This window comes from Pseudarthrobacter sp. KH_020_B (assembly GCF_057840185.1).
Window position 1 is genome coordinate 4,186,322 of the sequence record NZ_CM174506.1, and the last position, 24,759, is coordinate 4,211,080.

Consider the following 24,759-nt stretch of genomic DNA (forward strand, 5'->3'; position numbering starts at 1 on the left):
GGTTGGGGAGGATCCTCTGCGGACCCTCCCCAACCGCTGTGGGTGGTTGCTCAGAGGGTCTGGGCCGCGGGGCTGCGGTCGAGCATTTCCCGTCCGGAGAGGCGTCGGCGCCGGTGGGTGGCGAAGTAGATACCGGCTGCGACGGCGGCACCGACGTAGTAGGAGAGGTCACCAATCTGCGGGAAGGCCGCGGCGATGGGGCCGGTGTAGATCGCGGACATCCAGAACGGGGAGGAGAGTGCGACGCCGACGGCCCAGGCCACGAAGCCCCATTCGAACTTCCGGCTCTTGTCGAAAAGTTCGCGCAGGCCCTGCTCGGTCCGCCGGCCTCCCACCAGGTAATCGCACACGAGGACCGCGACATACGGGGCGATGCAGTATGCGGTCAGGTTCAGGAAGGCGGTGAAACCCTGGTTGAACCCCGTCTGTCCCCACAGCGCCACGAAGTATGAGGCTACGCAGATAAAGACGACCGCTGTGTGGCGTTTGACGGGGACGCCCATGGTTTGGATGGAAATGGCGCCGCCGTAGACGTTCAGGAAGTTCTGTGTGAAGGAGGACAAAGCGACGACACCGAGGCCGACGACGGCCCAGGGACCCATGAGCTCCTTGAGGGCGCCGATGCTGTCAGCTGCGGTAGTGGTCGATCCCAGGAGCGTTCCGAGGATCCCCATCCAGACGAGGGTGACGAAGTTCCCGAGCATGGTGGCCCATCCCGCGCCGCGCCGGTTGCCGGGGGTGTTGGGCAGGTAGCGGGAGTAGTCGGAGGCGAACGGCATCCAGGCAACGATGAAGGAGAAGAACCAACCGAAGAAGATGATCCAGCCGCCGATACCAGCAAAGCCCGGGGCGGCTTCGTTGGCGGTGTTGACCACACGGCTGTTGGTGGCTGCCACGATGGTGATGAAGATGAAGCCGATCACCAGGACGAACGACAGGATGCGCTGCAGGAAATGGATCAGGTTGTAGCCGATGACGGCCACGCCGAGCTGGATGCCCATCAGAATCAGGGATGAGAGCCAGAACGGAATGTCGGTCAGGAGGGCGATGGCCTGGCCGCCGAGGATGACGGTCACGGCGGCCCAGCCGATGCCGGCAAACACGTTCACGTATGCCACCGGGAACAGGTTGCCGATGAAACCGAGTGGTCCCCGGGCCTGCATCTGCTGAGGGACGCCCAGCCGGACTCCCATTGACGACAGGAATCCCATTCCTGCAGAGGAGATCACTCCGGCGAGGACAATCGCCAAGACTGCAGACCAGAAGGGGAGTCCGAAGTATGTGGCGCTGAAGCCGAGGACCACGATGGGGAAGTTCATTCCTGCGGCGAACCAAAGGAAGAACTGGGAGCGGGGCTTTCCGTGGCGTTCGACGTCGGGGATGTGCTCGATGCCGTAGGGCTCGATTTTGGTGAGGCTGTCGCGGTATCCGCGGTCTTCGGCGACCCTGGTTTCGGCGTCGCGCATGGTGTCTGGGCTCATTTGTGTCCTAATGTGGGATGCGCACCTTGGTGCGCTGCTTGCGAGCAGATTGGGTCGGCGCGGCTGGTTTCCTGTCCGAGGGTGGTCAGCCGCGCCGGAACTTTTTAAAGCTCGGCGAGTTCTGCGCCGTCGAAGAACCGTCCGGCCTTGTAGACCATCGGTGCCGTGTTGCTGATTTCCGCGTGGCGGACCCTGCAGATAAAGACCGTGTGGGTCTTGGCCTGGAACCGTTCCTGGATTTCGGCCTCAAGGGAAGCTGCGGAGCCGTCCAGGAGTGGGCTTCCCTGGGGCCCCTCATGCCAGTCGAGCGCCGCGAACTTGTCCGGGGTCTTCGAGGCGAAAACCTTCACGGTGTCGAGCTGCTCGGTTCCCAGGATGTTGATCCCGAGGTGGCTGGAAGAGAACAGAGCAGGGTAGGTACTGGACGTCTTCTGGACGCATACCAGCACCAGAGGCGGTTCGAGCGAGACCGAGCAGTAGGAGTTGGCCGCCAGCCCCTTGGGGGTTTCGCCTTCCTTAGTGGTCACGACGGTGACCCCGGTGATGAACTGCCGGTTGAAGGCCTTCATCAGGTCCGGGTCGAGTTCGGCGAATTCTTCACCGGCGGGAACGGCAGGTGCGGCTATGCCGCGCAGGGGCCGGATTCCGAGGCCGGCCAGCAGTTCGCTCCCGTCCCAGGTCACTGATTCCGTGGCGATCTTTCCGTCCTCGAGGACCAGGATGTTTGACCCGCGAGTCTGAACCGTGAGTCCTGTCGCCGGAACCCCGAGGTATTCATGCGTGTGTGTGCCGGTGGATGTCCAGAAGACGGCCACGGTGCCGTCACCTTCGACGACGTCGTCGACTGTAGTGCGCAGGTCCGGGAAAGCTTCCCGGACCGCGGCGATCTCTGATTTGAGGCCAGCAAGGTTGACGGTTGCTCCCGTCGCCTTGCTGGTGCGCGTGTAGCCCGCGGCTACGAGGCCATCGAGGGCACCAAGGTCTCCCTTGTCCCAGGCCGCGAGCCAAGCCGATGTAATAAGCGGTTCCAAGGTCTGTTGCATACCAATAACGGTAAGCCAGCTCACATCACCAGGTCAATAGGAAGCTGAAAATCCTTGAAATCCCCGAACATTTGGGCTTTTTGAAAAGAGCAGCCACGCCTATTGACTCTCCTGATGCATGCATCATAAGCTTTCATGTATGCAAGATGAACTGGAATTAGCGACTGACGCGGCTGACCGGGACGGGCTCCTGGACCGGATCCGGCGCCTCGTCCTGGGCGGCAACTTCCCCCCGGGCGCAGGTCTCCCCGAGGCTTTCCTCGCCCAGGAGTTCGAAGTGAGCCGGACCCCCATCCGGGAGGCACTTAAGCAGCTCCAGCACGAAGGCCTCGTAGAGATCCGGCCCAAGGTCGGCACCTTTGTGCGGGAGCCCACCCGCAGGGAGATCATCGAGCTGTTCCAGCTCAAGGAGTCACTCGAGGGACTCGCGGCGTCATTGCTCGCCCGCCGCGGGGAGGTCCCGGAACTGTCCGTGCTGCGGAGGAACCTTGAGAAGTCCGAAACGGCTGCCCTCACCACCGACACCGGCGCCTACGCCCGGCTGGTGCACGAGTTTCACTGGACCATTGTTCGCGGATCGGACAACCGCAAGCTTGTTGAACACTATGAGCGGCTGATGAACCAGCTCGCCTACCAGCGGCTTGTTCTGAGCACGGTTGAACATCCCGGCAGGATCGAAGCCTCCACCCGGGAACACCGCGCAGTCCTCGAAATGATCGAGCATAAAGACCCGTTCGGCGCCGAATCCGCTATGCGGAACCATGTTCACGCCTCATCCCGAGAGGCCCTGATGACCAACCCGGCACACGACGGCCGGAACTGAACCCACCAACACGAAAGGACGCCATGCGCCTCTCACTGACCAAAGCGCCCAAACGGTGAACCACCAGATGCCCGGCATCCGCAAGATCGTGTATTACAGCGAGGAGATCCTGCTCGAAAACGGCCTCTCCCCGGCCGTTCCCGCGGTCCGTGCAACGGCAGCGGCGGTAGTCACCAACCCTTGGCTGGGCGGGGAAGCCACCGATGACCTCGGGCCGGAAATGGTCCAGATCGCGCCGGTACTGGCGCGCAAACTTACCGATGTGCTCGCTGCCAACCTCGGGGGCGTGGAGGCAATCCAGGCCTTCGGCAAGGCGGCGATTGTCGGCACCGACGGTGAGATCGAGCACGGCGCCGCGCTCATCCACACACCGTACTTCGGCAACCTCGTCCGCGAATTCTTCGAAGGGGAATCGATCATCTGCTTCGCCGATGACCGGGCCGACGCCGGTGCCACGCTCGTCGTACCCCTCTGGCACAAGAACGCGGCAGCAACACGTACCCACTACCAAACCATCACCGCACGAATCGGTGACGCACCACGGCCCGGTGAGATCGTCGTCGTCCTCGGCGCCTCAACCGGGCCACGCCCCCACTCTCGCATCGGGGACCGCCTCACCGACCCCATCGTCAAAGCAAACACAGTAGGAGAACTAGTTTCATGAGCATTCGTAAAATCGTCACCCTGACCGAAGACATCCTCGTAGAGGGCGGCCGGGACGTCACGCCCAACGCACGCGTCGCCGTCGTCGCAGCCATCGTTAAGAATCCGTGGGCAGGCCAGGGCTTCGTCGAAGACCTCTCCCCCGGCATCGACGGCGTCGCATCCGACATCGGCGCGCTGCTCGCCCCCCGCGTACTCGAAGCCCTCGGATCCCCGGCCGAAGCGTACGGCAAGGCCGCCATCGTCGGGCTTAACGGCGAAATTGAGCATGGTTCCGGACTGATCCACACGCTGGCCTTTGGAAATCACTTCCGCGACGCCGCCAAGGCCACCACGCTCCTGCCCGCGGTGGAGAAGCGCGGCCCGGCCGGTGTTGTCTTTGACATCCCGCTCAAGCACATCACCGATGCAACCATCCGCTCCCACCACCAGAGCATCGAGGTCCGGATCAACGACGCACCGCACGCCGATGAAATCGTGATCGCCCTCGCTGCTGCTGCCCAGGGACGGCCGCAGCAGCGCCTGGCGGCGTTCGCCACCGAAACGAAGTAGGTGCCACCCGCCGTGAGCCGCGACCGCATAGCTCTCATCCACGGCGTCGGCCTCGACGGGTCGATGTGGGGACCCCTTCGCGAATTCCTCGAGCCGGAATATGACGTCCAGGTCCTTGAACTCCTGGGACACGGACGCCGGCCACAGACTGCCCCCGAAGGGGTGACGCTGGCCGGGCTCGCGGCGGACGTCGCCGAAAGACTTGAGCCGAAGACGCATCTGGTGGGGTTCTCGCTAGGCGCCCTGGTTGCCCAGCACCTGGCCAGGTTCAGGCCCGACCTGGTGGCCAGCCTGGTTTCGGTCGGCTCAGTATGCGCGCGTACTCCTGAGGAGCACGCCGCCGTCATGATGCGGCTGGCGGCAGCTGAATCCGATTTTCCGGCAACTGTGGAAGCATCAATCCGCCGATGGTATCCGGAAGGGTCCGCCGTCCCGGCGGAGCTGGTCGAAGCAACGCGGGATGTCCTGCTGAACAACGACCGGGAGTCCTTCCTGGCCTGTTATCGCGTGTTCGCGACAGCAGACGTGAAAATCGCCTCCGAACTGCCGCTGATCGCGGTTCCTTCCCATGCCGTGACCGGTGAGCTGGACCCAGGATCAACGCCGGAGATGAGCGTCCGGCTGGCCGCAGCCATCCCCGGCTGCACCTACTCCGTCATCAGCGGCGCCCGCCACATGATGCCTGTAGAACGTCCCCAAGAGCTCGCCAACACGCTCACCGCCTTCATCAAGGAGCACTCAAATGTCCGTTGAACGCCGCTACAACCACTTCATCAACGGGGAGTGGGTCCCGCCGTCCAGCGGGGCCTACTTCGAGAGCACCAACCCGGCGACCCTTGATGTGCTGTACCAGGCCGCACGGGGAAACGAGGCCGATGTGGCCCATGCTGTCTCGGCGGCGGCCGCAGCCTTCGAAAATCCCAACTGGAGGAACCTTAGCCAGACCAAACGCGGGCACCTGCTCCGCCGGCTGGGGGACCTTGTGGGTGAGCACGCTGACGAGCTCGCCCGAATGGAAAGCCAGGACAACGGCAAACTCCTGCGGGAGATGCGGGCCCAGCTGGCGGCCATGCCGGAGTATTACTACTACTACGCCGGCCTGGCCGACAAAATCCAGGGCGATACCATCCCCGGTTCCACGCCAGCCATCCTCAACTACACGCTCCGGGAACCCCTGGGCGTAGTTGGTGCCATCACGCCGTGGAACTCACCCCTGACGCTGACCACCAGCAAGCTCGCTCCCGCCCTCGCGGCCGGCAACACCATCGTCATCAAGCCCTCCGAATACACCTCGGCCACCGTCCTCCGCCTGGCCGCCCTTGCCGACGAGGCCGGGTTCCCGGCCGGTGTCATCAACGTCGTCACAGGCTTCGGTACAGAAGCAGGCGCGGCCCTGGTGGATGACGCCCGGTTGGCGAAGGTCTCGTTTACCGGCAGCACCGCCACTGGCGCGCGGATCGCCTCGTCCACGGCATCCCGTTTCATCGGCTCCACCCTGGAACTGGGCGGCAAGTCGCCGAACATCGTCTTCGCCGACGCTGACATAGCGAATGCGTCCATGGGTGTTGTGGCAGGAATTTTTGCCGCAGCAGGCCAAACCTGCATCGCGGGAAGCCGCGTCTTCGCCCACAAATCCGTGTACGACGAACTGCTGGACCGCGTTGCTACCCGCGCCCGCAGCATCGTGATCGGCGATCCGCTCCTCGACGCCACCGAGCTCGGCCCGCTGGCTTTCCAGGACCAGCGCGATAAAGTAGCCAGCTACGTTGACCTGGGCGTCTCCGAAGGCGCCACCGTCCTCACCGGCGGCGGGCGGCCCAACACCGGCCTCAACGGCTACTTCTTCGAACCCACCGTCCTGACCGACGTCGACAACTCCATGCGTGTGGTCAGGGAAGAGATCTTCGGTCCCGTTGCGGCCATCATGCCGTTCGAAACGGAGGAAGAGGTCCTTCGGCTCGCCAACGACACCACCTACGGGCTCGCCGCCGGCGTCTGGACCACCAACCTTGCCAGGGCGCACCGGATGGCCCGCCAGTTGGAGGCGGGAACGGTCTGGGTCAACACCTACCGCGCTATGTCCCCGGCGTCCCCGCGCGAAGGTTTCAAGACCAGCGGCGTCGGCGTTGAACACGGCATGGAGAGCATCCGTGAGTACACCAGGCTCAAGAGCGTCTGGATCAACACCGACGAGTCCCCCATCGCCGATCCCTTCATCATGAGGTCCTGACCCGTTCCTCCGCAGCTAAAGGAGCACCCTTTGCCTCTTATCGAAGTCTCCATCGCCCGGGGCCGGACCCCCGAGCAACTCCGCTCGCTCATCAGCGAGCTTCACCGCGCCGCCGAGAATTCGGTGGGCGCGGCACCGGAAAACACCACCGTCGTCGTCCGCGAAATTGAGCACGAACACTGGTCACGCGGCAACCAGACCATCGCCGAACGCAACGCGGCAGCCGCAGAACGAAGGAGTCACTAATGCGCTTTTCCCTCTTCGCCCACATGGAGCGCTGGGACGAGACCGTCTCACACCGCGAGTGTTTCGAGAACCTGACGGAACTCGCCCTCATCGCGGAAGCCGGCGGGTTCAGCACCATCTGGATTGGTGAGCACCATTCCATGGAGTACACCATCTCCCCGAGTCCCATGCCCCAGCTTGCCTACCTGGCAGCGCGCACGTCGCGCATCCGCCTGGGTGCCGGAACGATCATCGCGCCCTTCTGGGACCCGCTCCGCGTGGCCGGCGAAACGGCGCTCCTGGATGTCATCAGCAACGGCCGGATGGAAGTTGGGCTGGCACGCGGTGCCTACCAGTTCGAGTTCGACCGCCTCAAGGGCGGCATGTCAGCTGTCGACGGCGGAAAGCACCTGCGCGAGATGGTGCCGGCCGTGCGCGCGCTCTGGGAAGGTGACTATGCACACGACGGCGAGGTCTGGCAGTTCCCCACCTCGACCAGCGTCCCCAAGCCCCTGCAGAAGCCGACGCCGCCCATGTGGATCGCCGCACGGGACATCTCCTCGCACGAGTTCGCCGTCGCCAACGGCTGCAACGTGATGGTGACGCCGCTCATGAAGGGCGACGAGGAGGTCCAAGACCTCGCGCACAAGTTCAACACCGCTGTGGAGAACAACCCCGGCGTCCCCCGCCCGGACCTCATGGTGCTCCGCCACACCCACGTCCATCCCGCGGACGAACCCGAGGGTTGGCGGCGTCCGGCCGAAGGTATCCAGAAGTTCTACAGGACGTTTGATGCCTGGTTCGGAAACAAGACCACTCCGAAGAACGGATTCCTCGAGCCCAGCCCTGCCGAGAAGTTCGCCGACCGCCCGGAGTTCACGCCGGAGTCCCTCCACCGGACGGCGATGATCGGGACACCCGCTGAGGTGATCGAGCGGCTCCGCCACTACGAGGCGCTCGGTGTGGACGAGTTCAGCCTCTGGTCCGACAACAGCCTCACCCACGAGGAAAAGAAACGCTCGCTCGAGCTCTTCATCGAGCACGTCATGCCGGCCTTCCAGGAGCAGCCCGTTGCCGCGGCACTGTGACTCAACTGGTGGCTGAGGAGGGACAAAGGCTCCCTTGAGGTGAGCGGACGACGGCGGCACCTCCCGCCGTCGTCCGCTTGCGTTTGGTGCCGCTACGAGGCCCGCGTGAATGTCCCCAGCCCGGTTCTGTCGTAAAAGTCCAGGGTGACACTTGGCGAGGAGCCGCTGCCTGCTCCTGCAAACAGTGCACCGGCCAGGCCGTTGGCGTTTTCTCCGATGGATTCGAAGCTGAACGTGTCGCCGTCAAAGTGGGTGAGCGGGAAGGTCGTGGGACTGCCAGGCGGCCCCATTCTCATGGCCAGTTTCCCGCCGTCTTCGAGGACCACCAGCTGGCCATAGTAGGGGTTGTCATAGGTGCCTGTGTAGGCACTGTTTGGTTTGGCAGGAGAGGGGTTGGACGGAACCTTGGTGTAGTCGACCTCAGGTTTCTCGGACTCATCAATTTGTTTGAAGACGGCAGCGGTGAAGGCCAGCCAATCGACCGTGGGCGATCCGTGCTGGGCTGCATCCAGGAAGCCGGCGTTGATTGTTTCAGGAATTCCCTGCGGGCGCCCGTTGGTCAGGGCCACGATGGCCAGTTGTTCGCCGGGAAGCATCGAGACGGCGGTGGCTGCACCAAGATTGAATGCCCCGGAGTGTCCCAGCTGGACACGGGCCTGGTCGTCGTAGGAGACGTTCCAGCCCAGCCCGTAGAAACGGGACCGGGCAGCCGGAGCCGACGCCGGACCGGAGAAGGCATGGGGAACGCGGGTTGCTTGGAGGGCGGCCGGATCAATTACGGGTTTGCCCTCGTAAGTGCCGTTTCCGAGCTGCAGCCGGAGCCATTGGGCCAGGTCCCGCACCGACGAACTCGCGCCCCCGGCCGGAGCCTGGGAATCGGCGTTGCGACGGTATTTCGCCGCCCACTCCTTGTTCCCGAGCGGCACATGAAGGATGGCCTTGTTTGTGGCTCGCTCATAGTCCGCGTGACGGTAACTGCTGGCGGACATGCCCAGCTTCCGGAACAGGACCTCGTCGGCCAGATCCTCCCAGGTCATTTTCATCGCGTCGGCTGCTGCCTGGCCGGCTTCGGTGTAGCCGAAATTGCTGTAGTTGTAGCTGGACCGGAAGGTATCAAGGGGCTCCTGGTTGAGATGGCCGAGGATGTACGCCTGATCGAATCCGAGGTCCTCCAGCAGATCACCCGAACCTGTTTTCAGACCGCCGCGGTGGGACAGCAGATCAGCGAAGGTCGCATTCCGCGTGACGTAGTCATCCTTAAGCGCGAAGTTCTGGTTGTGCTCAATGACGGCGTCGGTCCAGTTGATGACCTCTTGCCCCACCACACCTGCCACCACTGTGGACGCCAGCGGCTTGGACACGGAAGCCACCTGGAACACCGTGTCAGGATCGATCTCCTCGGGCTTTCCGACCTCCCGGACCCCAAAGCCCTTGGCGTACACCACCTCGTCCCGGTACACCACAGCTACGGCCATCCCCGGCAGCCCGGTGCTCTCCATGGCGTCCCGGATCAAATCGTCGAGCTTGGCCATGGCGTTATTAACTTTCGCCCGGTCCAGCAGTGGTTCGATCTGTCCCGGCGGGGCGGGGAGCAGTGCTGCCGACGCCGATGACGCCAGCCGCGCAGGTTCGCCGGTGCAGGCGGACAACAGGGGCATCCCGGCAAACCCGGCCGCCCCAATCCCGGCCGCCTTCAGCAGCGTACGTCGGTTCGGGGAAATAGCACCGGGGCTGTCCATAAACTCTCCCTTGAGCCGTCGGGCGGTGAACGCGCGGTCCGTGCCGGCCGTCCCGTTTCCCTCTATAGTGAACCGCGCGCTGCAACCAGGCAATGGATCGGGTGCTGCGCCTGTCGTAGCACCCCGCTTAAACGCCAGCGGACGACGGCGGGAGGTCCCGCCGTCGTCCGCTTGCCTTTGCGGCATCTACTGTCTGTGGTGTTAAGCAGTGGCCAACTGGGCCGTACGCGAATCGGCCTTGTTTGCCGGGAGCCCCGCGTACGTCCAGAGGCAGGCCCGGCCGGAATCGCTCGGAACGAGCTGGCCCTCGTAGAGCTGGATGCTCGCTCCCGCCGGGCTCCGCCAGACGCCGGTCAGCTCGCAGTGTGTGCCGGTGGCCTGCTGGCGTGGCACCGAGTGGTTGATGACGCGGCGGGCCCGCTTCTCGGCTACGGGGAGTCGCCGCTTCACGATGGCGCTCCCGCCGGTTCCCGGTAAGTGCTTTCGGGAACATCAGTGATGAACATGTGCCCGGGGGCGTGGCTGATGGCGAAGGACGGCCTGGATGCCATCACTGCACTCTGCGGTGTCACGCCGCAGGCCCAGAAAACCGGCACCTCCCCTGGCCGGATCTCCACCGCGTCCCCGAAGTCGGGGCGGTTGATGTCCGCAATGCCCAGATCCTCCGGTGACCCGACGTGAACCGGGCTGCCATGGACCTTCGGCACTTCCGACGTCACCCGGATGGCCGTGTCCACGAGTTCGGGAAGCATGGGGCGCATGGAGACCACCATGGGGCCGTGGATCCGGCCGGCCGGTGTGCACTCGACGGTGGTGCGGTACATGGGCACGTTGCGGCCGGTTTCGGTGTGCCGCAGCGGGATCCCCGCACTGGCCAGCGCCGCCTCGAAGGTGAAGCTGCAGCCGATGAGGACGCCCACCATGTCGTCGCGCCAGACGGACGCGACGTCGGTGGTCTCCTCGGCCAGTTCGCCGTCCACCCAGACGCGGTAGGCGGGGATGTCGGTGCGGATATCGGACCCGGGCGCCAGGGCGCTTTCGTACTGTCCCGCCGGAATGACGTCGATGACGGGGCAGGCCTGGGGGTTCAGCCGGCAGAATTCGATGAATTCATCGGCGTAGTCTGCCGTGACCGCTATCAGGTTGGCCTGGGTGTAGCCGTCGCTCCAGCCGGAGGTGGGGGTGACCAGGCCGTTGCGGAACTTCAGGCGTGCGTCGGCGGGGGCGAGGAGGGCGTGTGGCTGGCTCACTTGGACTCCACAAGTTCAGCCGAGGACTGCAGGTATTCCTCGTCCTCGGCAACGTTGGAGTCGCGGCCCAGGGCCAGGCCCACGAGGGTCAGCAGGCAGGCGACGCTGAGGTAGATGGCCACCGGGACCCAGCTGTCATAGGTGCTCAGCAGGAGGGTGAACATGAACGGTGCGATGGCGCCGCCGATGATTCCGGCGAACGTGTAGGCCAGTGAGCTGCCGGTGGAGCGGAGCCGCGGCGAGAACTGCTCGACGACGAACGCCGCCTGGGGCCCATACATAAACGAGTGGCAGAGCAGGCCCAGCACGATGCCAACGATCAGCATGACCGGGGAGCGTCCTTCGAGGACGATGAAGAACAGGTAGGCCCAGACGGCGGCGCCCACTGCGGCGATCCCGTAGACCAGGCGGCGGTTGATGCGGTCCGAGATGGCGCCGGCGAGCGGCATGGTGAAGATCTGGAGGGCGGACCCGATCAGGACGGCGACAAGAACCTGCCCGCGGTCGAAGCCGAGCTCCTGGATGCCGTAGGTGAGCGTGAATACGGTGCACATGGCGTAGAGGACGTCCGGGCCGACGCGGCTGAGCATGGCCGCGATAAGGGGCCGGCGCTGGGTGGCGAGGACTTCGCGGATGGGGGCCTTGGGCGTGTCGCCCCGGGCTTCCATGGCCTTGAAGACGGGGGTGTCCTCGAGCTTGAGCCGGATCCAGAGGCCGAAGGCCACCAGCAGCGCGGAGATCAGGAACGCAATGCGCCAGCCGTAGTCCAGGAAGGCTTCCTCGGACAGCATCAGTGTCAGGATGGCGAGTGCACCGTTGGCCATGAGGTTGCCGGCGGGCGGGCCGATCTGTGCGGCAGAGGCCCAGAATCCGCGGCGGTTCGGGTCGCCGAATTCACTGGACAGCAGGACCGCGCCGCCCCATTCGCCGCCGACGCCGACGCCCTGGGCGAAGCGGAGGAAGACCAGGATGGCGGGGGCGATGATGCCGATGTTGTCATACGTGGGCAGCAGGCCGATGAGGAAGGTGGCCACGCCGATGAGCATCAGCGTGATGACCAGGATCTTCTTGCGGCCGATCTCATCCCCGAGCCGTCCGAAGATGATGCCGCCAACGGGACGGGAAATGTAGCCGACGGCATAGGTGGAGAAGGCCAGCAGGGTTCCGGTCACCGGGTCCGAGGCCGGGAAGAAAATGAGCGGGAAGACGATCGCAGCCGCCGCGGAGTAGACGGCGAAGTCGTAGAACTCCAGCGCGGTTCCGGTCAGGCTGGCCGCGAATGCCTTGTACATGTCCTTGCGCCCCACCGGGGGCTTCGGGTCAACGGGGGCCATTACTTGGGGAGTGGCCATGTTAATCCTCCATGAAGAGAGTTGATGTCATCCGAGTTCGGGATGGATGGTGCTGGCGGGCCTGCTTCTGCCTCGCCTGCAGCGTTGCGGGACGGGACATTTGGGCGTTTGGGGCGGCTTGCCGTCAGGATGGCTGCGGAAGTCGAAACTGCGGTGATCGTTGGATCGTTGAACAATCCGCTTGTTGAACAATTTACGCGACGCAGATCACACCGTCAAGGGGGGATCAGCAGGCATAAGCTGATAACAGCACGTCTCTTCCAGCGCCGGGAGGTCATCATGGATTCTGAAACCGCCGAAGTGATCGGTCATGATGTCACCACTATCACCTGCGTGTGCGGCAACACTGTCAGCAAGGACGGGCTGATCCAGGCCAACTCACAAGGCGTCCCCGTCCATAACGGTGAAGACACCCCGGTCCCCGCGGAGCTGGCGGCATGGCCTGCCGATGGGGAGCTCTACACGCTGTGTCCCGCATGCGGCCGCGTGTACAGCGACTCGGTCATCGAAGAGACAGGGACCGCGCCCGTTGCATTCCGGGTCGACGTCGCCGCTGGCCCAATTGCCGAGGCAATCCGAGTCCACTGGAACCTCAGCACGTGACGTCGACTCGCCGGTCCGCCTATCCGGGCAGGACTACTGTCGTCTCGATTTCGATGAGCAAGCCGTCCAGGGCGAGGCCGGTGACGCCCACGATCGTCTGGGCGGGATGGTCCGACGAGCCCTGAACTTCCTCGATGGCAGCGGTGATCGTTTCGTATTGCGTGGGCTGCAGGGTGTAGATGGTCCGCCGGTAGACGTCCTCCCACGTAGCCCCGATGGCGTCGAGTGCCGTCTTGATGTTCCGCATGGCGGCCTTGGTCTGCTCACCCAGGTCATCACCGCCGACGATGGCGAAGTTGGCATCAAGCGCGACCTGCCCCGACAGGAACGCCAGTCCTGCGGCAGGTGCCGTGACAACGTGCGTGAATCCGGGTGCCGCGTGAAGCTCGGTGGGGTTCAGTAACTTGCGGTCTGACATGGGAACGTTCCTTCCATCTGAGCACGGAACGGGTCCCAATGGCTCCCGTGCGCTCATGTTCTCGAAACTAGCCATCTGGCGTTACTGGGACGTTACTGGCGATGAGCGGACGACGGCGGGACCTCCCGCCGTCGTCCGCTTGCGTTGGGTACCGCTCCCCCTGCAGCGGCGTAAACGAAAAGCCGGCAGACTCTCCGAACCTTTCATTGGACGGGGAGTGGCCGCATGATAGGCGCATGACCGAAATCGCATCAGCCGACGAATCCGCTGTTGCCAAGGCCCAGCGCGAGCTCGAAGCGGCCGGCGTCCGCACCGTGATCGGCACGGTGGTGAATGCTTCGGGCATCACGCTGGCCAAGAGCGTTCCGTTAGCCCGGCTCAAAGCCTTCCACCAATCCGGGATGGGCGCTGCCCCCGTCTGGCATGTCTTCACCATCGACGGCGGGATAGCGTTCACGGACAGGATCACCCCCGTTGGCGATATGCGCCTGAAGATCGATATCGCGGGACTCCGTGTCCTGCAGGGTGGCCGGGCATGGGCACCGGGCAGCCTGTTCGAACAAGACGGGGCCGCGTCTCCGGCCTGTGCCCGCGGCCTCCTGGCCGGTGTCGACGGCAGCCTCGGCAAGGCCGGATACCAGGCACTCGTGGGCCACGAACTTGAATTCTTCCTCGTCGCCCCAGACGGTTCAGCGCTGGAAACCGCACCCTGGGTTCCGTACGGGGCAACCGGCCTTCTGGACCGATCGGAATTCCTTGATGATCTGCTGTCGGTGCTGAACCATGCCGGCATTCCGACGGAGCAGATCCACGCCGAGTACGGCAGGAACCAGTTCGAGTTTTCGCTTCCCCCTGCTTCGCCGGTTCAGGCAGCGGACACCGTGGTCCTGTCCAAGATCGTCGTTGGCATCGTCGCCCGGGCCCACAGCATGCAGGCCTCGTTCTCCCCGTTGCCCTTTCCCGGCACCGTCGGAAACGGTGCCCACCAGCACTTTTCGCTCCACAAGAACGGCCTGCCGCTGTTCTCCGGCGGCAGCGGACCGCACGGCATCCGCGCCGAGGGCGGCGCGGCCATTGGCGGAATCATCGCAGGACTCCCCGATATCCAGGGTTTCCTCACGGGATCAGTTTTGTCCGGAAGCCGCCTGACACCCGGCACGTGGTCGGGTGCCTACTTGTGCTGGGGCCTGGAAAACCGGGAAGCCTCAGTGCGCTTTCTGAACGAGGGCAACAGCAATCCGCACGGAGCCAACGTCGAGGTGAAAATCGTCGACCCGTCGGCAAACGTGTACCTGGCCTCCGCCTCCATCCTCGCGCTCGCCCTTGACGGCATCCGCGGCGGGCGCAGGCTTCCGGCAGAGATCCCGGGTGACCCCGGACGGCTTTCGGAAGGCGAGCGGCACCGGGCCAACGTCCGGCTGCTCCCGGACTCCCCCACCGCCATCATCGACACGCTGGACACGTCACCCCTTGCACGCGGGCTTCTCGGCGACGCCATCGTCGACGCCACGGTGGCCGTCCGGCGCTATGAACAGCGAATCGCCGCGGAACTCTCGCCGGACGAGCTTGCTGAGCGCTTTCGACTTGCCTGGTCGATCTAATGGCGGGCGGTTCTTTCCCGGACTTCGTCGAACAGGTCAGCCTTATTGATCACCACGTGCATGGTGCCTTTCGCGCTGACGGTGATGAGGCACGCTTTCAGAACTCGCTCAACGAGGGAAACACCGAACCACTGGCCAAGCCCGAGGACGCCTACAACACTCAAATCGGGCTCGCCATCCGGCGCTGGTGCAGCGGCATTCTTGATTTGCCGCGGCACGCCTCACCGGCGGACTACTGGAGCCGGCGTTCCGACCTTGGAGAACTCGAGGTCAGCCGGCGCATGACCCGCGCTGCTGGCGTGAGCGATTGGCTGATCGAAACAGGCTTGGATGCAGCTGGCTACCTCGGCAAGGCCGGCATGGCCGACGTCTCCGGCGGGCGAACCCACGAGATCGTTCGTCTGGAACTGGTCGCCGAGTCGCTGATCCGGGAGCTCACCAACCCGGCAGATTACGTCGAAGAGTTCGGTCAGCGGCTTCGAGAACTCACCCGCAGCGCCGTGGGCGTCAAAACAGTTCTCGCCTACCGCGCAGGATTCGACCAGGATCTCAGCCGACCGGCACCGGCTGCGGTGGTTGAAGCAGCCCTCCGCTGGCAGAAGAACCAGCCCGCCGGCACCAACCCGAAGCTCACCGATGTGACACTCATTGCCCACGGGATCCACACGGCGGTGTCGATGAAGCTTCCGCTGCAATTCCATGTTGGATTCGGTGACCGCGACCTGGACCTCCACAAAACCAATCCCCTGTACCTCTTGGATTTTCTGCGGTCCCCCGAAGTCCGGGACACACCGATCATGCTGCTCCACTGCTATCCGTTCGAGCGCGAAGCCGGCTATTTGGCCCACGCCTTTGAAAACGTCTACATCGATGTGGGCCTTGCCGTGAACTTCACCGGGTCACGGAGCCGGGATCTGGTGGCCCGCTCATTCGAACTGGCCCCCTTCACGAAAATCCTTTACTCCTCCGACGCCTTCGGCCCGGCCGAACTTCACTACCTCGGAGCGAGACTGTGGCGCAACGCAATCACCCAGGTAGTCGGCGGATGGATCGACGACGACGACTGTTCCGAGGCGGACGCCCGCAAGATCGTGCAACTCGTCGCACACGACAACGCCCGCCGTGTGTACGCGCTCCCCTGAGCGCCGGCGGCGTCCCCAGTCCCAGAACCTGGCTGAGCGGACGACGGCGGGACCTCCCGCCGTCGTCTGCTCAGTACCGGTGCGGCAAGAGTCAGTTCTTGACGACGTCCAGCTCAATCACAGCCCAGGACAGCGCCGGCAGAGTTAGCCGGAGTTCGGAGCCGCTCGCCTTCGCCCCTTGCAGGGGCTTGAGCCCCACCTGGTCCGGGCTGGCTTGGGTATTGGCCGTGAAACGGTTCCCGCCGTCCGGGATTTCCAGGACCTCGGCACGGACCACCCGGCGGGCGTCGAACCCGCGCAGGGCAACCTCGACGTCGGCAGCTTCCTCGAGGCCGCGGTTCGCGAAGAACAGTGCCACGCGGCCCGTTTCCTCGTTCCACGTTGCGCTGACGTCCACCAGGTCGGTGCTGCCGAAGCGGGCGTTCTCGTACTTGTCCGAGTCCACGGACAGGCGCAGGATCTGGCCCTTGGCGAGCTCTGCCATCCGGGCGAACGGGTGGAAGATGGTCTGCTTCCAGGCAGGCCCGTTCTCCTCCGAAAGGATCGGGGCAATGACGTTGACCAGCTGCGCCTGGTTGGCGATCTTGACGCGGTCGCCGTGGCGGAGCAGCGAGTTCAGCAGGGTTGCCACCACCACGGCATCCGTCACGTTGTACTTGTCCTCGATGACCCGGGGGTGCTCGCGCCAGCCCGCTTTGGCGACGTTGTGCGGCTGGTCCTCGGTGTCCAGCCCGCGCTGGTACCAGACGTTCCACTCGTCGAAGGACAGGTTGATGTGTTTCTTGTGTTTCCCCTTGGCGCGCACGGCGTCAGCGGTGGCGATCACGGACTCGATGAAGTAATCGGTGTCGACGGCGGAAGCGAGGAAGCTGCCGACGTCGCCCTCGTGCTCCTGGTAGTAGGCGTGGAGGGAGACGTAGTCCACCTCGTCGTAGGTGTGCGTCAGGACCGTCTGCTCCCAGTCGCCGAACGTGGGCATGCTGGAGCTGGAACTTCCGCAGGCCACCAGTTCGATGTCCGGGTCCACGAAGCGCATGGCCTTGGCGGCTTCCTGGGCCAGGCGGCCGTATTCCTCGGCGGTCTTGTGCCCGATCTGCCACGGCCCGTCCATCTCGTTGCCCAGGCACCAGAGCTTGATGTCGAACGGATCCTTGTGGCCGTTTTTGGCTCGGAGGTCGGACCAGTAGGTGCCGCCGGGGTGGTTGGCGTATTCCACGATCTCGCGGGCCGCGTCCACTCCCCGGGTGCCCAGGTTGATGGCTTCCATGATTTCGGTGCCGGCCTGGCGGGACCAGTCCACGAATTCGTGCAGGCCGAAGGCGTTGGTTTCCACGGTGTGCCAGGCGCCGTCCAGCCGGCGGGGACGGTTCTCCCGCGGGCCGATGCCGTCTTCCCAGTTGTAGCCGGAGACGAAGTTGCCGCCGGGGTACCGGATGACGGTGGCACCGAGCTCCTTGACGAGCTTGAGCACGTCCTGGCGGAAGCCGTTCTCATCGGCCTCCGGGTGGCCGGGTTCGTAGATGCCGGTGTAGACGCAGCGGCCCATGTGCTCCACGAAGGAGCCGAACAGGCGGCGGGGGACTTCGCCGATGGTGAAGTCGCGGTCGAGGGTGATCCGTGCGCGGGACATGTGCGGTATCTCCTTGTTTGTTGTTCAAAAACTGTTGGCAAGCGTTAGGTGCCGGTTCAGGTTCCGGCGAGTCCCGTCGTCGCGACGCCCTTGATGATCTGGCGCTGGAAGAACAGGAAGACGAGGATCAGGGGCAGCGCCGCGAGGAGCGCGGAGGCCATGTTCTGCGCGTACTGGATGCCGTACGCGCTCTTGATGGTTTGCAGCCCCACCGGAAGGGTGAGGAGCGCGCCGTCGTTCGTGGCGATGAAGGGCCACAGGAAGTTGTTCCAGGCGCCGATGAACACAAAGATCGCGACGGCGGCCAGGATGGGCCGGGACAGCGGCAGGATGATCTGCGTGAAGATCCGCAGGCGGCTGGCACCGTCCATCACCGCGGCTTCCTCAAGTTCGCGCGGAATCTGGTCGAAGAACTTCTTGAGCACGAACACCATGGCCGGGTGGATGACCTGCGGCAGGATGATGGCCCACGAGGTATCGATCATGTGCAGGGCGAGCATCTGGTAGAAGAGCGGGATGATGAGGACCGGCGGCGGGATGATGATGGAGGCGATGATGACCGTCATCAGCACCTTCTTGCCCTTGAAGTCGATCCGGGACAGGGCGTAGGCCACCAGCGCCGAGATCACCAGCGTGATCGCCGTGATGGCTGCCGAGGTGTAGAACGAGTTCCAGGTCCAGAGCGGGATGTTGCCATCCTGGAACACCTTGACGAACGCTTCGGCGGTAAAGCCCGACGGCGGCAGCCAGCTGACCTTCGGAGCGGCGGCATCCGTCTCGGTCTTGAAAGCAGTGGCCGTCGCCCACGCAAACGGAATCAGCCACAGCACTGCGATGAACGCGGCAACGGCGAGCGCGGCGATCTTGCCCGCGGTCATCTTCTTGCGCGGGCGGCGGATCCCTGCGCTGGTGCTGGTGCGTGGCGTGGGACGGGTGAGGGTAGGGGTTGCCATTTTCATGCACTCCTGCGGCGGGTGATGACGAACTGCATGACCGAAACGAGCACGATCAGTCCGAAGAAGATGTAGGAGATGGCTGCGGAGTACCCCAGCCGGTAGCCGGTGAAGCCGGTTTCAAAGATGTACTGCACCACCGGGCGGGTTGATCCTCCGGGCCCGCCTGCGGTCATCTGGTACACCTGATCGAAGATCTTCAGGGACGCGAGGATCTGGAGGAGCACGATCATCACCGTGGTGGGGGTCAGCTGCGGCAGGGTGATCGAGAAGAACTGCCGCCAGGCTCCGGCACCGTCCAGGGACGCTGCTTCGTAGTGCTGTGCCGGGATGTTCTGCATCGCGGCCAGGTACAGCAGGAAATTGAACCCCACGGTCCACCACAGCGTGGCGATGACGATCGCCCACATGGCCACGTTGGGATCGTTGAGCCAGGCGACTTTGGGGAGGCCCATCTTGGACAGGAAGTCATTGATCAGGCCAAGCTGCGGGTTATACATCCAGGCGAAGAACAGCGAGACCACTGTGGAGGCCAGCAGGTACGGGGCAAAGTAGGAGAGCCGCCACAGCCACTGGGCGGGCAGCCCCACGTTCAGCAGGGCCGCCATCACCAGGGCCACGAGGACCAGGGGGACGGTGCTGATGACCGTGAAGTAGAGCGTGTTGCCCAGGGAGCGCCACATGTCAGCGTCGGCCAGTGCCTCGGCGTAGTTGGCGAAGCCGATCAGGCTGTCATTGGCGCCGGTCAGGGACTTGCCCGTGAGGCTCATGTAGATGCCGTAGAGAATGGGCCACACCAGGAAGACCAGGAAGAAGACCAGGAACGGGGTGGCGAATCCCCAGCCGCTCAGGTTGCTCCGGGTACGGCTCTGTGAGGGGCGGCGCGGTTGTTGGGGCTGGCTCGCTGTGGCGATGTCCGGCTGGCCGGTGCTGCGCCGGGACGCTAGTGAAGAACTCATGAAGGACTCCTTTGTCGCTCGGTGCCGTTAGACCGGGTTGGGCCGGGAAAGAAGGGTGTTGGTGCGGCGCTCAAAGGCGTCCCAACCTGCCGCCGCCTTGTCGCGGCCCAGGAGCACGTTCTGGACGTTCTCCGCAAAGTAGGTCTGCCAGTCCGAGCCCGAGCCGCTGAACCAGGCTTCGGGATCGTAGGCGATGATGTCCGCTGCGTTGGCGTAGTGGATCTGCGGCGTGAGGTCGCGGTAGGCCTGTGACTGGACCACGGGTTGGTAGGCCGGAATGTGCCCGGCTTCCGCCCAGGAGAGTGATCCTTTGAGGACATCGCTCACGAACTTGTAGACGTCCCGCCGTTTCGCTTCATCCACATTCAACTGCCGCGGCAGGACGAACGAGTGCGAGTCTGCGTAGGCTGCCGGCGTTCCGTACAGCGTGGGAATGGTGGCGGCGTCCACCGGAAGTCCGGCTTTCTTGAGCGTGGGCAATTCCCACACTCCGCTGAACAGCATTCCCGAGCCGCCGCGGGCGAACTCCGCGATGCCCGTGCCGATGTCGCCGCTCTTGGCAGCGATGGTGTCATCAAAGAGCGACGCCATGAATTCCAAGGACTCAATCGCGGCGTCGCGGTCCACTTTCATCGGCTGGCCCGGGATCAGTTCTATGTCCGCGCCATGCTGCTTGTAGAGCGTGTAGAAGAGCCGCCACATCTGGGATCCGCTGCCGAGGTAGCCGAAGGACAAGCCATGGGCCTGGGTGACCTTTTGCATTTCCCTGGCCATGGCCAGGAACTCCTGCGGAGACGTTACTTCCTGCAGTTGTCCGTTGCCGCCGAGGACGCCGGCTGTGCGGGCGATGTCCGTGTTGTAGAACATAACGAACGGGTGCGAATCCAGGGCGATGGAGAACACCTTGCCGTTCTGCTGGCTCTTCTCCCAGATGCGCGGGGCAAAGTTGCCTCCAGTGACGCCGTGCTCGGCCAGCAGGTCAAGGTCCCAAGGGTCAATGAGCCCGCCGGGGGCGTATCCGGGAACCCGGCTGGCATGCATGATCGCCACTTCCGGCGGCCGCCCGCCGGCCGATGCCATGGCCAGTTTGGTGTAGTACGGTGGGCCCCAGGCCAGGACCGTGGGGTGCACCTTGAAGCCGGGGTTGGCCTGGTTGGCGCTGTTGATCATTGCCTGCATCTTGATGCCGTCACCGCCGGACAGCAGGTGCCAGAACCCGATGTCCCGCACGGTTGCCGCCTGCGCACTTCCGCCGCAGCCGGTCAGGCCGCCTGCTACCAGGACGCTGCCTAATGCTGCCGTTCCTGTCAATAACTGCCGTCGGGACAACTGCTTCCCTAAAAATTCAAACTGCTTCACCCGTCACTCCTTTGGATGGGTCCGCGGAAAGGTCACTTCTTGTTGCTCAAAACTCCGGTTCCGGCGCGTCCCCATTCCCGGGCCGAGGCCTCCAGGGGGTGACGCACGCCTCACATTACATCGATGTAATGGACAGGGCAAGAGATTTTTGTTAGCGCACACAATTGGTGGGCGGCTCTCGTTTCAGGTGCGGCTGCTGTCCCGCTCATCGATGGTGTAGCCCAGGGAAACCACGCGCTGCGGGTGGCCCCTGTCGGCCATCCGCTCCGTGAGCAGGCGCAGGGCTTCGCTGGCAATTGCGCGCTTGTCGAAGGAGACCGTGGTCAACGACGGAACCGCGTAGCGGCCGTCGGCGATGTCATCAAAGCCCGCCACGGCGATGTCCTCCGGGATGCGCAGGCCCCTCTTCCACAGAACGCTCAGGGCGCCGATGGCCATGGAATCCGTGAAGCAGAACAGCGCCTCGGGAAGGGGGTGGGAGTCCAGGTATGCGGTAAGCGCATCTGCAGCAGTCTGCGGCGTCCACTTTTCGCAGGGAATCAGCAGTGACTCATCCCGTTCGATGCCGAGGATCTTCAACGCCTCTTCATAGCCCTGGGTTCGCTGTATCGCCGCAGCCGATCCCCTGCCTTGGGTGGTTCCCAGGACGGCGATCCGCCGGCGCCCGGGCTGCGCCAAGGCGAGAGTCATGTCGCGGGCGGCAGCGGCGCTATCGACGAAGACGCGGTCGGCAAGGCTTTGCGTGACCTCCCCGAGCAGGACCACGGGCGGAAGGGCAACGCCCACCCGGACGGCGCTCTCGTCCAGCACCACAGGATTGAGGATCAGCCCGTCGATCAGGTTGGAGCGGGCGCGCACCATGAGTTCGTGCTCGCGCTGGGGATCGGAGCCGGTCTCCTCGATCTGTACGATCCAGCCCTGCTCGTGCGCCACCTCCACAATGTGGTGGGCAATTTCTGCCGAGTACGGCGTGCCAAGATCGGGCAGGGCCAGCGCAATCACACCGGACCTCCCGTTGCGCAGTCCGCGGGCGGAGAGGTTGGGCACGTAATCCAGTTCGAGAATGGCCTGCTCCACCTTGGTCCTGGTGGCGCCACTGACCGGAATGATCCCGTTCATGACGTTCGAGACAGTCTTGGGTGAAACGCCGGCACGACGCGCGACGTCCTTGACCGTTGCGCGCACTGCTCCCCTTTCCAAGCCTTTTAGGCCAAAGCCGGCGGCCAGTGAATGCCGCGGCGGATGACCTGCTGACGATGTTACCGCCCTCCTCGGCGGGAGGCGGCGGAAGCGTCTTGACAGGGAAATTGTTAGCGCTCACAGTTGGTGGAGCGAAACTTACCTTCACCCGAAAGCCGAGCACATGAAGAACTGGGCAGGAAACCTCAAGTACTCATCAGCGGAGGTCGTGCGCCCGGAGTCGGTGGCTGAGCTCGCCCAGGTGGTGGTGCGCGCCGGTCGGGTCAAGGCCCTGGGATCGCGGCACTCCTTCAACCGCATCGGGGACACCGACGGCGTTCACGTGCTGCTGGATGCCCTGCCGCAGCACATCGAACTGGACTCCGAACGGCAGAGCGTCCACGTCAGCGGCGGAGTGAGCTACGGCGCCCTGTGCCGCACGCTGCAGCAGTCCGGCCTGGCCATCCACAACCTGGCGTCACTGCCCCACATTTCCGTGGCAGGGGCAGTCCAGACCGGCACCCATGGATCCGGTGTGAACAACCCCTCCCTGGCCGGAGCGGTGGAGGCCATTGATCTGATCCGGCCCTCCGGCGAACAGGTATCGCTGTCCCGCGCGGACGGCGGGGAGTTCCTGGGCAGCGTGGTGGGCCTTGGCGCTCTGGGCATCGTCACCGGCCTCCAGCTGGCCGTCCGGCCAAGCTTCAGCATGCGCCAGCGAGTTTTGGAAAACCTGCCGTGGGAACGGGGTTTGGCGGATTTCACGCAGTTAATGTCCAGCGCCTACAGCGTGAGTCTTTTCACCGATTACACGGGCGATTCCATCAGCCAGGTCTGGCTCAAGGCGCTGGACTCGGAGCCTCCCCTCGGCGAACTGTTCGGCGCCACGGCAGCCATCGGCCCGCGGCACCCGCTGCCGGGGATGTCGGCCGAGAACTGCACAGTCCAGATGGATGAGCCCGGGCAATGGCTGGACCGGCTGCCGCACTTCCGCCACGAGTTCACGCCCAGCAACGGTGAGGAACTGCAAAGCGAATTCATCCTGCCGCTGGAGCAGGCACCTGCCGCGATCCAGGCGGTGCGGAGCCTGGCGGACAAACTTGCGCCCCTGCTGTTTGTCTCCGAAATCCGGACCGGCGCCGCGGACGAGTTCTGGCTCAGCCCCTTCTACCGGCAGCAAAGCGTTGCGCTGCACTTCACCTGGAAGCCGCTCCAGCCCCAGGTGGAAGCCGTTCTCCCGCGGCTCGAGGACCTGCTGCGGCCGTTCGGGGCCAGGCCGCACTGGGGCAAGCTTTTCACGCCGGACGGTCACGACTGGGAGTCCCTCTACCCCCGCTTTGCGGACTTCCGCTCGCTGGCATCGGCGCATGATCCGGAGGGAAAATTCCGCAACGGGCTGCTGGACAGCATCCTCGGCGTCCCGGCGGTGAGCTCACGCCAGTAGGCAGTTGGCGGACGTATGAAACTCCGCTGGCGCGCTTGAGCCCGGCCTAACCGGCGGGAACGCGCAGCATACCTGCTCATCGAGTCGCTGAGGTGGGGCCTCGTGTCGCCGACGGCGATCCGCGAGGAGGCTCCATTGGGAGTCGGCTCGCTGCAGTGGTTCATCGAATGTGACTTCCAAGAGCATTCCTTCACCCTGTTCACCTACGCCCCAGAAGCCCATCGCGAGCAGGCCCGAATCGCACTATTCGACTACGTCACCAAAAACACCGACCGCAATAGCGGGCACGTGCTGCGCGGCGAACACGGACGGGTGTGGCATCGACCACGGCCTGTGCTTCTCCGCCAACTTCAAACTGCGCACCGTGATCTGGGGTTTCGCCGGTGAACCCATCCCGGATGCCTTGCGTGGCTGATCCGGCATTCGTAGGCCCGGTCGGCCTGGTGGATCGGGTCCTGCACCGCAGGACGGGGATTGAACCGGTAATGCCAGGTCCCGCGCGACACGCCCGCCAGCTCGAGCGCTGTCCGCTGGGAGCCGGTGATCACATGCAGCGCCAGGACAAGACTGTTCTCGGCCGCTATGAATCGTTCTGAGCGCTCGTCGGGGTTGTATCGGGCTCTGGCGCGCTCAACTCGTGCAAGAGCCCTATAGCTTTTCCCAGCGCGGAATTCGTATCCTCCAGCTCCTGGACCCGCTTCCGGAGTTTTTCGACTTCGGCACGGTGGGCAGCCAATTCCTTCGCGCGTGCCTTTTCAAACGCGGAGAGCTCACGATTTGTAGGGACCATGCCTCCATGCTCTCGCGGAATCAGGCCCCGGTCGATATCGCCCTGGACCATCATCGTGCGCCACCTGCGGAACGTCCAGTCGGAAATGGACTTCGAGGCAAGCCACTGCTTCCTCGTCCCGTGCGGCTGCAAATAGTACTCATGCATGAACTCACGGATCTCTTCACGCGTAAAACCCTTGTTATCAACGGCCATCGCTGGCTCCTTCAATCAACGGTCAATGAATGACTCACAA

At 64.2% G+C, this 24,759-nt stretch carries 25 protein-coding genes; 12 read left to right on the forward strand and 13 right to left on the reverse strand.

Going from position 1 to position 24,759, the window contains the following annotated elements; genetic code table 11:
• Window positions 1-50: 50 nt before the first annotated feature.
• Window positions 51-1,481 carry a purine-cytosine permease family protein gene (locus AC3IT0_RS19585; protein ID WP_489321319.1) on the reverse strand — a complete coding sequence of 477 codons (1,431 nt, stop codon included), beginning with the start codon at window positions 1,479-1,481 and terminating at the stop codon, window positions 51-53.
• 104 nt (window positions 1,482-1,585) lie between these two features.
• Complete coding sequence (locus tag AC3IT0_RS19590; protein WP_489321320.1) at window positions 1,586-2,524, reverse strand: flavin reductase; 939 nt, start codon at window positions 2,522-2,524, stop codon at window positions 1,586-1,588.
• A gap of 139 nt (window positions 2,525-2,663) precedes the next feature.
• On the opposite strand from AC3IT0_RS19590, the gene AC3IT0_RS19595 reads away from it, so the two are divergent.
• From AC3IT0_RS19595 to AC3IT0_RS19625, 7 genes are read left to right on the forward strand one after another with little or no spacing between them, the layout of a single operon-like run.
• Window positions 2,664-3,347, forward strand: a complete 684-nt coding sequence (locus tag AC3IT0_RS19595; RefSeq protein ID WP_489321321.1) for a GntR family transcriptional regulator — start codon at window positions 2,664-2,666, stop codon at window positions 3,345-3,347.
• Between the two features lie 55 nt (window positions 3,348-3,402).
• The gene (locus AC3IT0_RS19600; protein WP_489321322.1) at window positions 3,403-4,011 is read left to right on the forward strand and encodes an amino acid synthesis family protein; all 609 of its coding nucleotides are present in this window, start codon (window positions 3,403-3,405) and stop codon (window positions 4,009-4,011) included.
• The gene (locus AC3IT0_RS19605) at window positions 4,008-4,562 is read left to right on the forward strand and encodes an amino acid synthesis family protein (protein ID WP_489321323.1); all 555 of its coding nucleotides are present in this window, start codon (window positions 4,008-4,010) and stop codon (window positions 4,560-4,562) included. The genes AC3IT0_RS19600 and AC3IT0_RS19605 overlap by 4 nt, the downstream gene beginning before the upstream one ends.
• A gap of 12 nt (window positions 4,563-4,574) precedes the next feature.
• The gene (locus tag AC3IT0_RS19610) at window positions 4,575-5,315 is read left to right on the forward strand and encodes an alpha/beta fold hydrolase (protein WP_489321324.1); all 741 of its coding nucleotides are present in this window, start codon (window positions 4,575-4,577) and stop codon (window positions 5,313-5,315) included.
• A complete protein-coding gene (locus AC3IT0_RS19615; protein ID WP_489321325.1) occupies window positions 5,305-6,792 on the forward strand; it encodes an aldehyde dehydrogenase in 1,488 nt (495 codons plus the stop codon). Before AC3IT0_RS19610 ends, AC3IT0_RS19615 begins: the two co-directional genes overlap by 11 nt.
• A 30-nt stretch (window positions 6,793-6,822) precedes the next feature.
• Window positions 6,823-7,038 carry a tautomerase family protein gene (locus tag AC3IT0_RS19620; protein ID WP_489321326.1) on the forward strand — a complete coding sequence of 72 codons (216 nt, stop codon included), beginning with the start codon at window positions 6,823-6,825 and terminating at the stop codon, window positions 7,036-7,038.
• Window positions 7,038-8,105 carry an LLM class flavin-dependent oxidoreductase gene (locus AC3IT0_RS19625; protein WP_489321327.1) on the forward strand — a complete coding sequence of 356 codons (1,068 nt, stop codon included), beginning with the start codon at window positions 7,038-7,040 and terminating at the stop codon, window positions 8,103-8,105. The genes AC3IT0_RS19620 and AC3IT0_RS19625 overlap by 1 nt, the downstream gene beginning before the upstream one ends.
• A gap of 92 nt (window positions 8,106-8,197) precedes the next feature.
• Here AC3IT0_RS19625 and AC3IT0_RS19630 read toward each other — a convergent pair whose 3' ends face one another.
• The 4 genes from AC3IT0_RS19630 to AC3IT0_RS19645 all read right to left on the reverse strand — a co-directional run bounded on the left by AC3IT0_RS19630 (window position 8,198) and on the right by AC3IT0_RS19645 (window position 12,446).
• On the reverse strand, window positions 8,198-9,844 hold the full coding sequence (locus tag AC3IT0_RS19630) for a serine hydrolase (RefSeq protein WP_489321328.1): 1,647 nt from the start codon (window positions 9,842-9,844) through the stop codon (window positions 8,198-8,200).
• 201 nt (window positions 9,845-10,045) lie between these two features.
• Complete coding sequence (locus tag AC3IT0_RS19635; RefSeq protein WP_489321329.1) at window positions 10,046-10,294, reverse strand: hypothetical protein; 249 nt, start codon at window positions 10,292-10,294, stop codon at window positions 10,046-10,048.
• Window positions 10,291-11,094 (reverse strand): putative hydro-lyase, encoded by an 804-nt coding sequence (locus tag AC3IT0_RS19640; protein ID WP_489321330.1) that lies wholly within the window; start codon window positions 11,092-11,094, stop codon window positions 10,291-10,293. The genes AC3IT0_RS19635 and AC3IT0_RS19640 overlap by 4 nt, the downstream gene beginning before the upstream one ends.
• Complete coding sequence (locus AC3IT0_RS19645) at window positions 11,091-12,446, reverse strand: MFS transporter (RefSeq protein ID WP_489321331.1); 1,356 nt, start codon at window positions 12,444-12,446, stop codon at window positions 11,091-11,093. The genes AC3IT0_RS19640 and AC3IT0_RS19645 overlap by 4 nt, the downstream gene beginning before the upstream one ends.
• Window positions 12,447-12,725: 279 nt before the next feature.
• Here AC3IT0_RS19645 and AC3IT0_RS19650 point away from each other — a divergent pair, with 279 nt between their 5' ends.
• Window positions 12,726-13,049 (forward strand): hypothetical protein, encoded by a 324-nt coding sequence (locus tag AC3IT0_RS19650; RefSeq protein WP_489321332.1) that lies wholly within the window; start codon window positions 12,726-12,728, stop codon window positions 13,047-13,049.
• Between the two features lie 19 nt (window positions 13,050-13,068).
• Here the strand turns inward: AC3IT0_RS19650 and AC3IT0_RS19655 are convergent, their stop codons facing one another.
• Window positions 13,069-13,467 carry a RidA family protein gene (locus tag AC3IT0_RS19655; protein WP_489321333.1) on the reverse strand — a complete coding sequence of 133 codons (399 nt, stop codon included), beginning with the start codon at window positions 13,465-13,467 and terminating at the stop codon, window positions 13,069-13,071.
• Between the two features lie 236 nt (window positions 13,468-13,703).
• On the opposite strand from AC3IT0_RS19655, the gene AC3IT0_RS19660 reads away from it, so the two are divergent.
• Together AC3IT0_RS19660 and AC3IT0_RS19665 are read left to right on the forward strand one after the other, a co-directional pair.
• Complete coding sequence (locus AC3IT0_RS19660; RefSeq protein ID WP_489321334.1) at window positions 13,704-15,068, forward strand: type I glutamate--ammonia ligase; 1,365 nt, start codon at window positions 13,704-13,706, stop codon at window positions 15,066-15,068.
• Window positions 15,068-16,210, forward strand: coding sequence for an amidohydrolase family protein (locus AC3IT0_RS19665; RefSeq protein ID WP_489321335.1), 1,143 nt, complete (start codon window positions 15,068-15,070; stop codon window positions 16,208-16,210). The genes AC3IT0_RS19660 and AC3IT0_RS19665 overlap by 1 nt, the downstream gene beginning before the upstream one ends.
• 91 nt (window positions 16,211-16,301) lie before the next feature.
• Here AC3IT0_RS19665 and arfA read toward each other — a convergent pair whose 3' ends face one another.
• From arfA to AC3IT0_RS19690, 5 genes are all read right to left on the reverse strand, one after another.
• The gene (gene arfA / locus AC3IT0_RS19670; protein ID WP_489321336.1) at window positions 16,302-17,840 is read right to left on the reverse strand and encodes an arabinosylfuranosidase ArfA; all 1,539 of its coding nucleotides are present in this window, start codon (window positions 17,838-17,840) and stop codon (window positions 16,302-16,304) included.
• Between the two features lie 56 nt (window positions 17,841-17,896).
• Window positions 17,897-18,793 carry a carbohydrate ABC transporter permease gene (locus tag AC3IT0_RS19675; RefSeq protein ID WP_489321337.1) on the reverse strand — a complete coding sequence of 299 codons (897 nt, stop codon included), beginning with the start codon at window positions 18,791-18,793 and terminating at the stop codon, window positions 17,897-17,899.
• 2 nt (window positions 18,794-18,795) lie between these two features.
• Window positions 18,796-19,752 (reverse strand): carbohydrate ABC transporter permease, encoded by a 957-nt coding sequence (locus tag AC3IT0_RS19680; RefSeq protein WP_489321338.1) that lies wholly within the window; start codon window positions 19,750-19,752, stop codon window positions 18,796-18,798.
• Window positions 19,753-19,779: 27 nt separating this feature from the next.
• Window positions 19,780-21,111, reverse strand: a complete 1,332-nt coding sequence (locus AC3IT0_RS19685) for an extracellular solute-binding protein (protein WP_489321339.1) — start codon at window positions 21,109-21,111, stop codon at window positions 19,780-19,782.
• 183 nt (window positions 21,112-21,294) lie between these two features.
• Window positions 21,295-22,296 carry a LacI family DNA-binding transcriptional regulator gene (locus AC3IT0_RS19690; protein WP_489321340.1) on the reverse strand — a complete coding sequence of 334 codons (1,002 nt, stop codon included), beginning with the start codon at window positions 22,294-22,296 and terminating at the stop codon, window positions 21,295-21,297.
• 178 nt (window positions 22,297-22,474) lie between these two features.
• Between AC3IT0_RS19690 and AC3IT0_RS19695 the strand changes: the two genes are divergently transcribed.
• A complete protein-coding gene (locus AC3IT0_RS19695; RefSeq protein WP_489321341.1) occupies window positions 22,475-23,734 on the forward strand; it encodes a D-arabinono-1,4-lactone oxidase in 1,260 nt (419 codons plus the stop codon).
• Between the two features lie 102 nt (window positions 23,735-23,836).
• On the forward strand, window positions 23,837-24,121 hold the full coding sequence (locus AC3IT0_RS19700; RefSeq protein ID WP_489321342.1) for a hypothetical protein: 285 nt from the start codon (window positions 23,837-23,839) through the stop codon (window positions 24,119-24,121).
• A gap of 193 nt (window positions 24,122-24,314) precedes the next feature.
• On the opposite strand, the gene AC3IT0_RS19705 is transcribed toward AC3IT0_RS19700, so the two are convergent.
• Window positions 24,315-24,719 (reverse strand): coiled-coil domain-containing protein, encoded by a 405-nt coding sequence (locus AC3IT0_RS19705; protein ID WP_489321343.1) that lies wholly within the window; start codon window positions 24,717-24,719, stop codon window positions 24,315-24,317.
• Window positions 24,720-24,759: the final 40 nt, after the last annotated feature.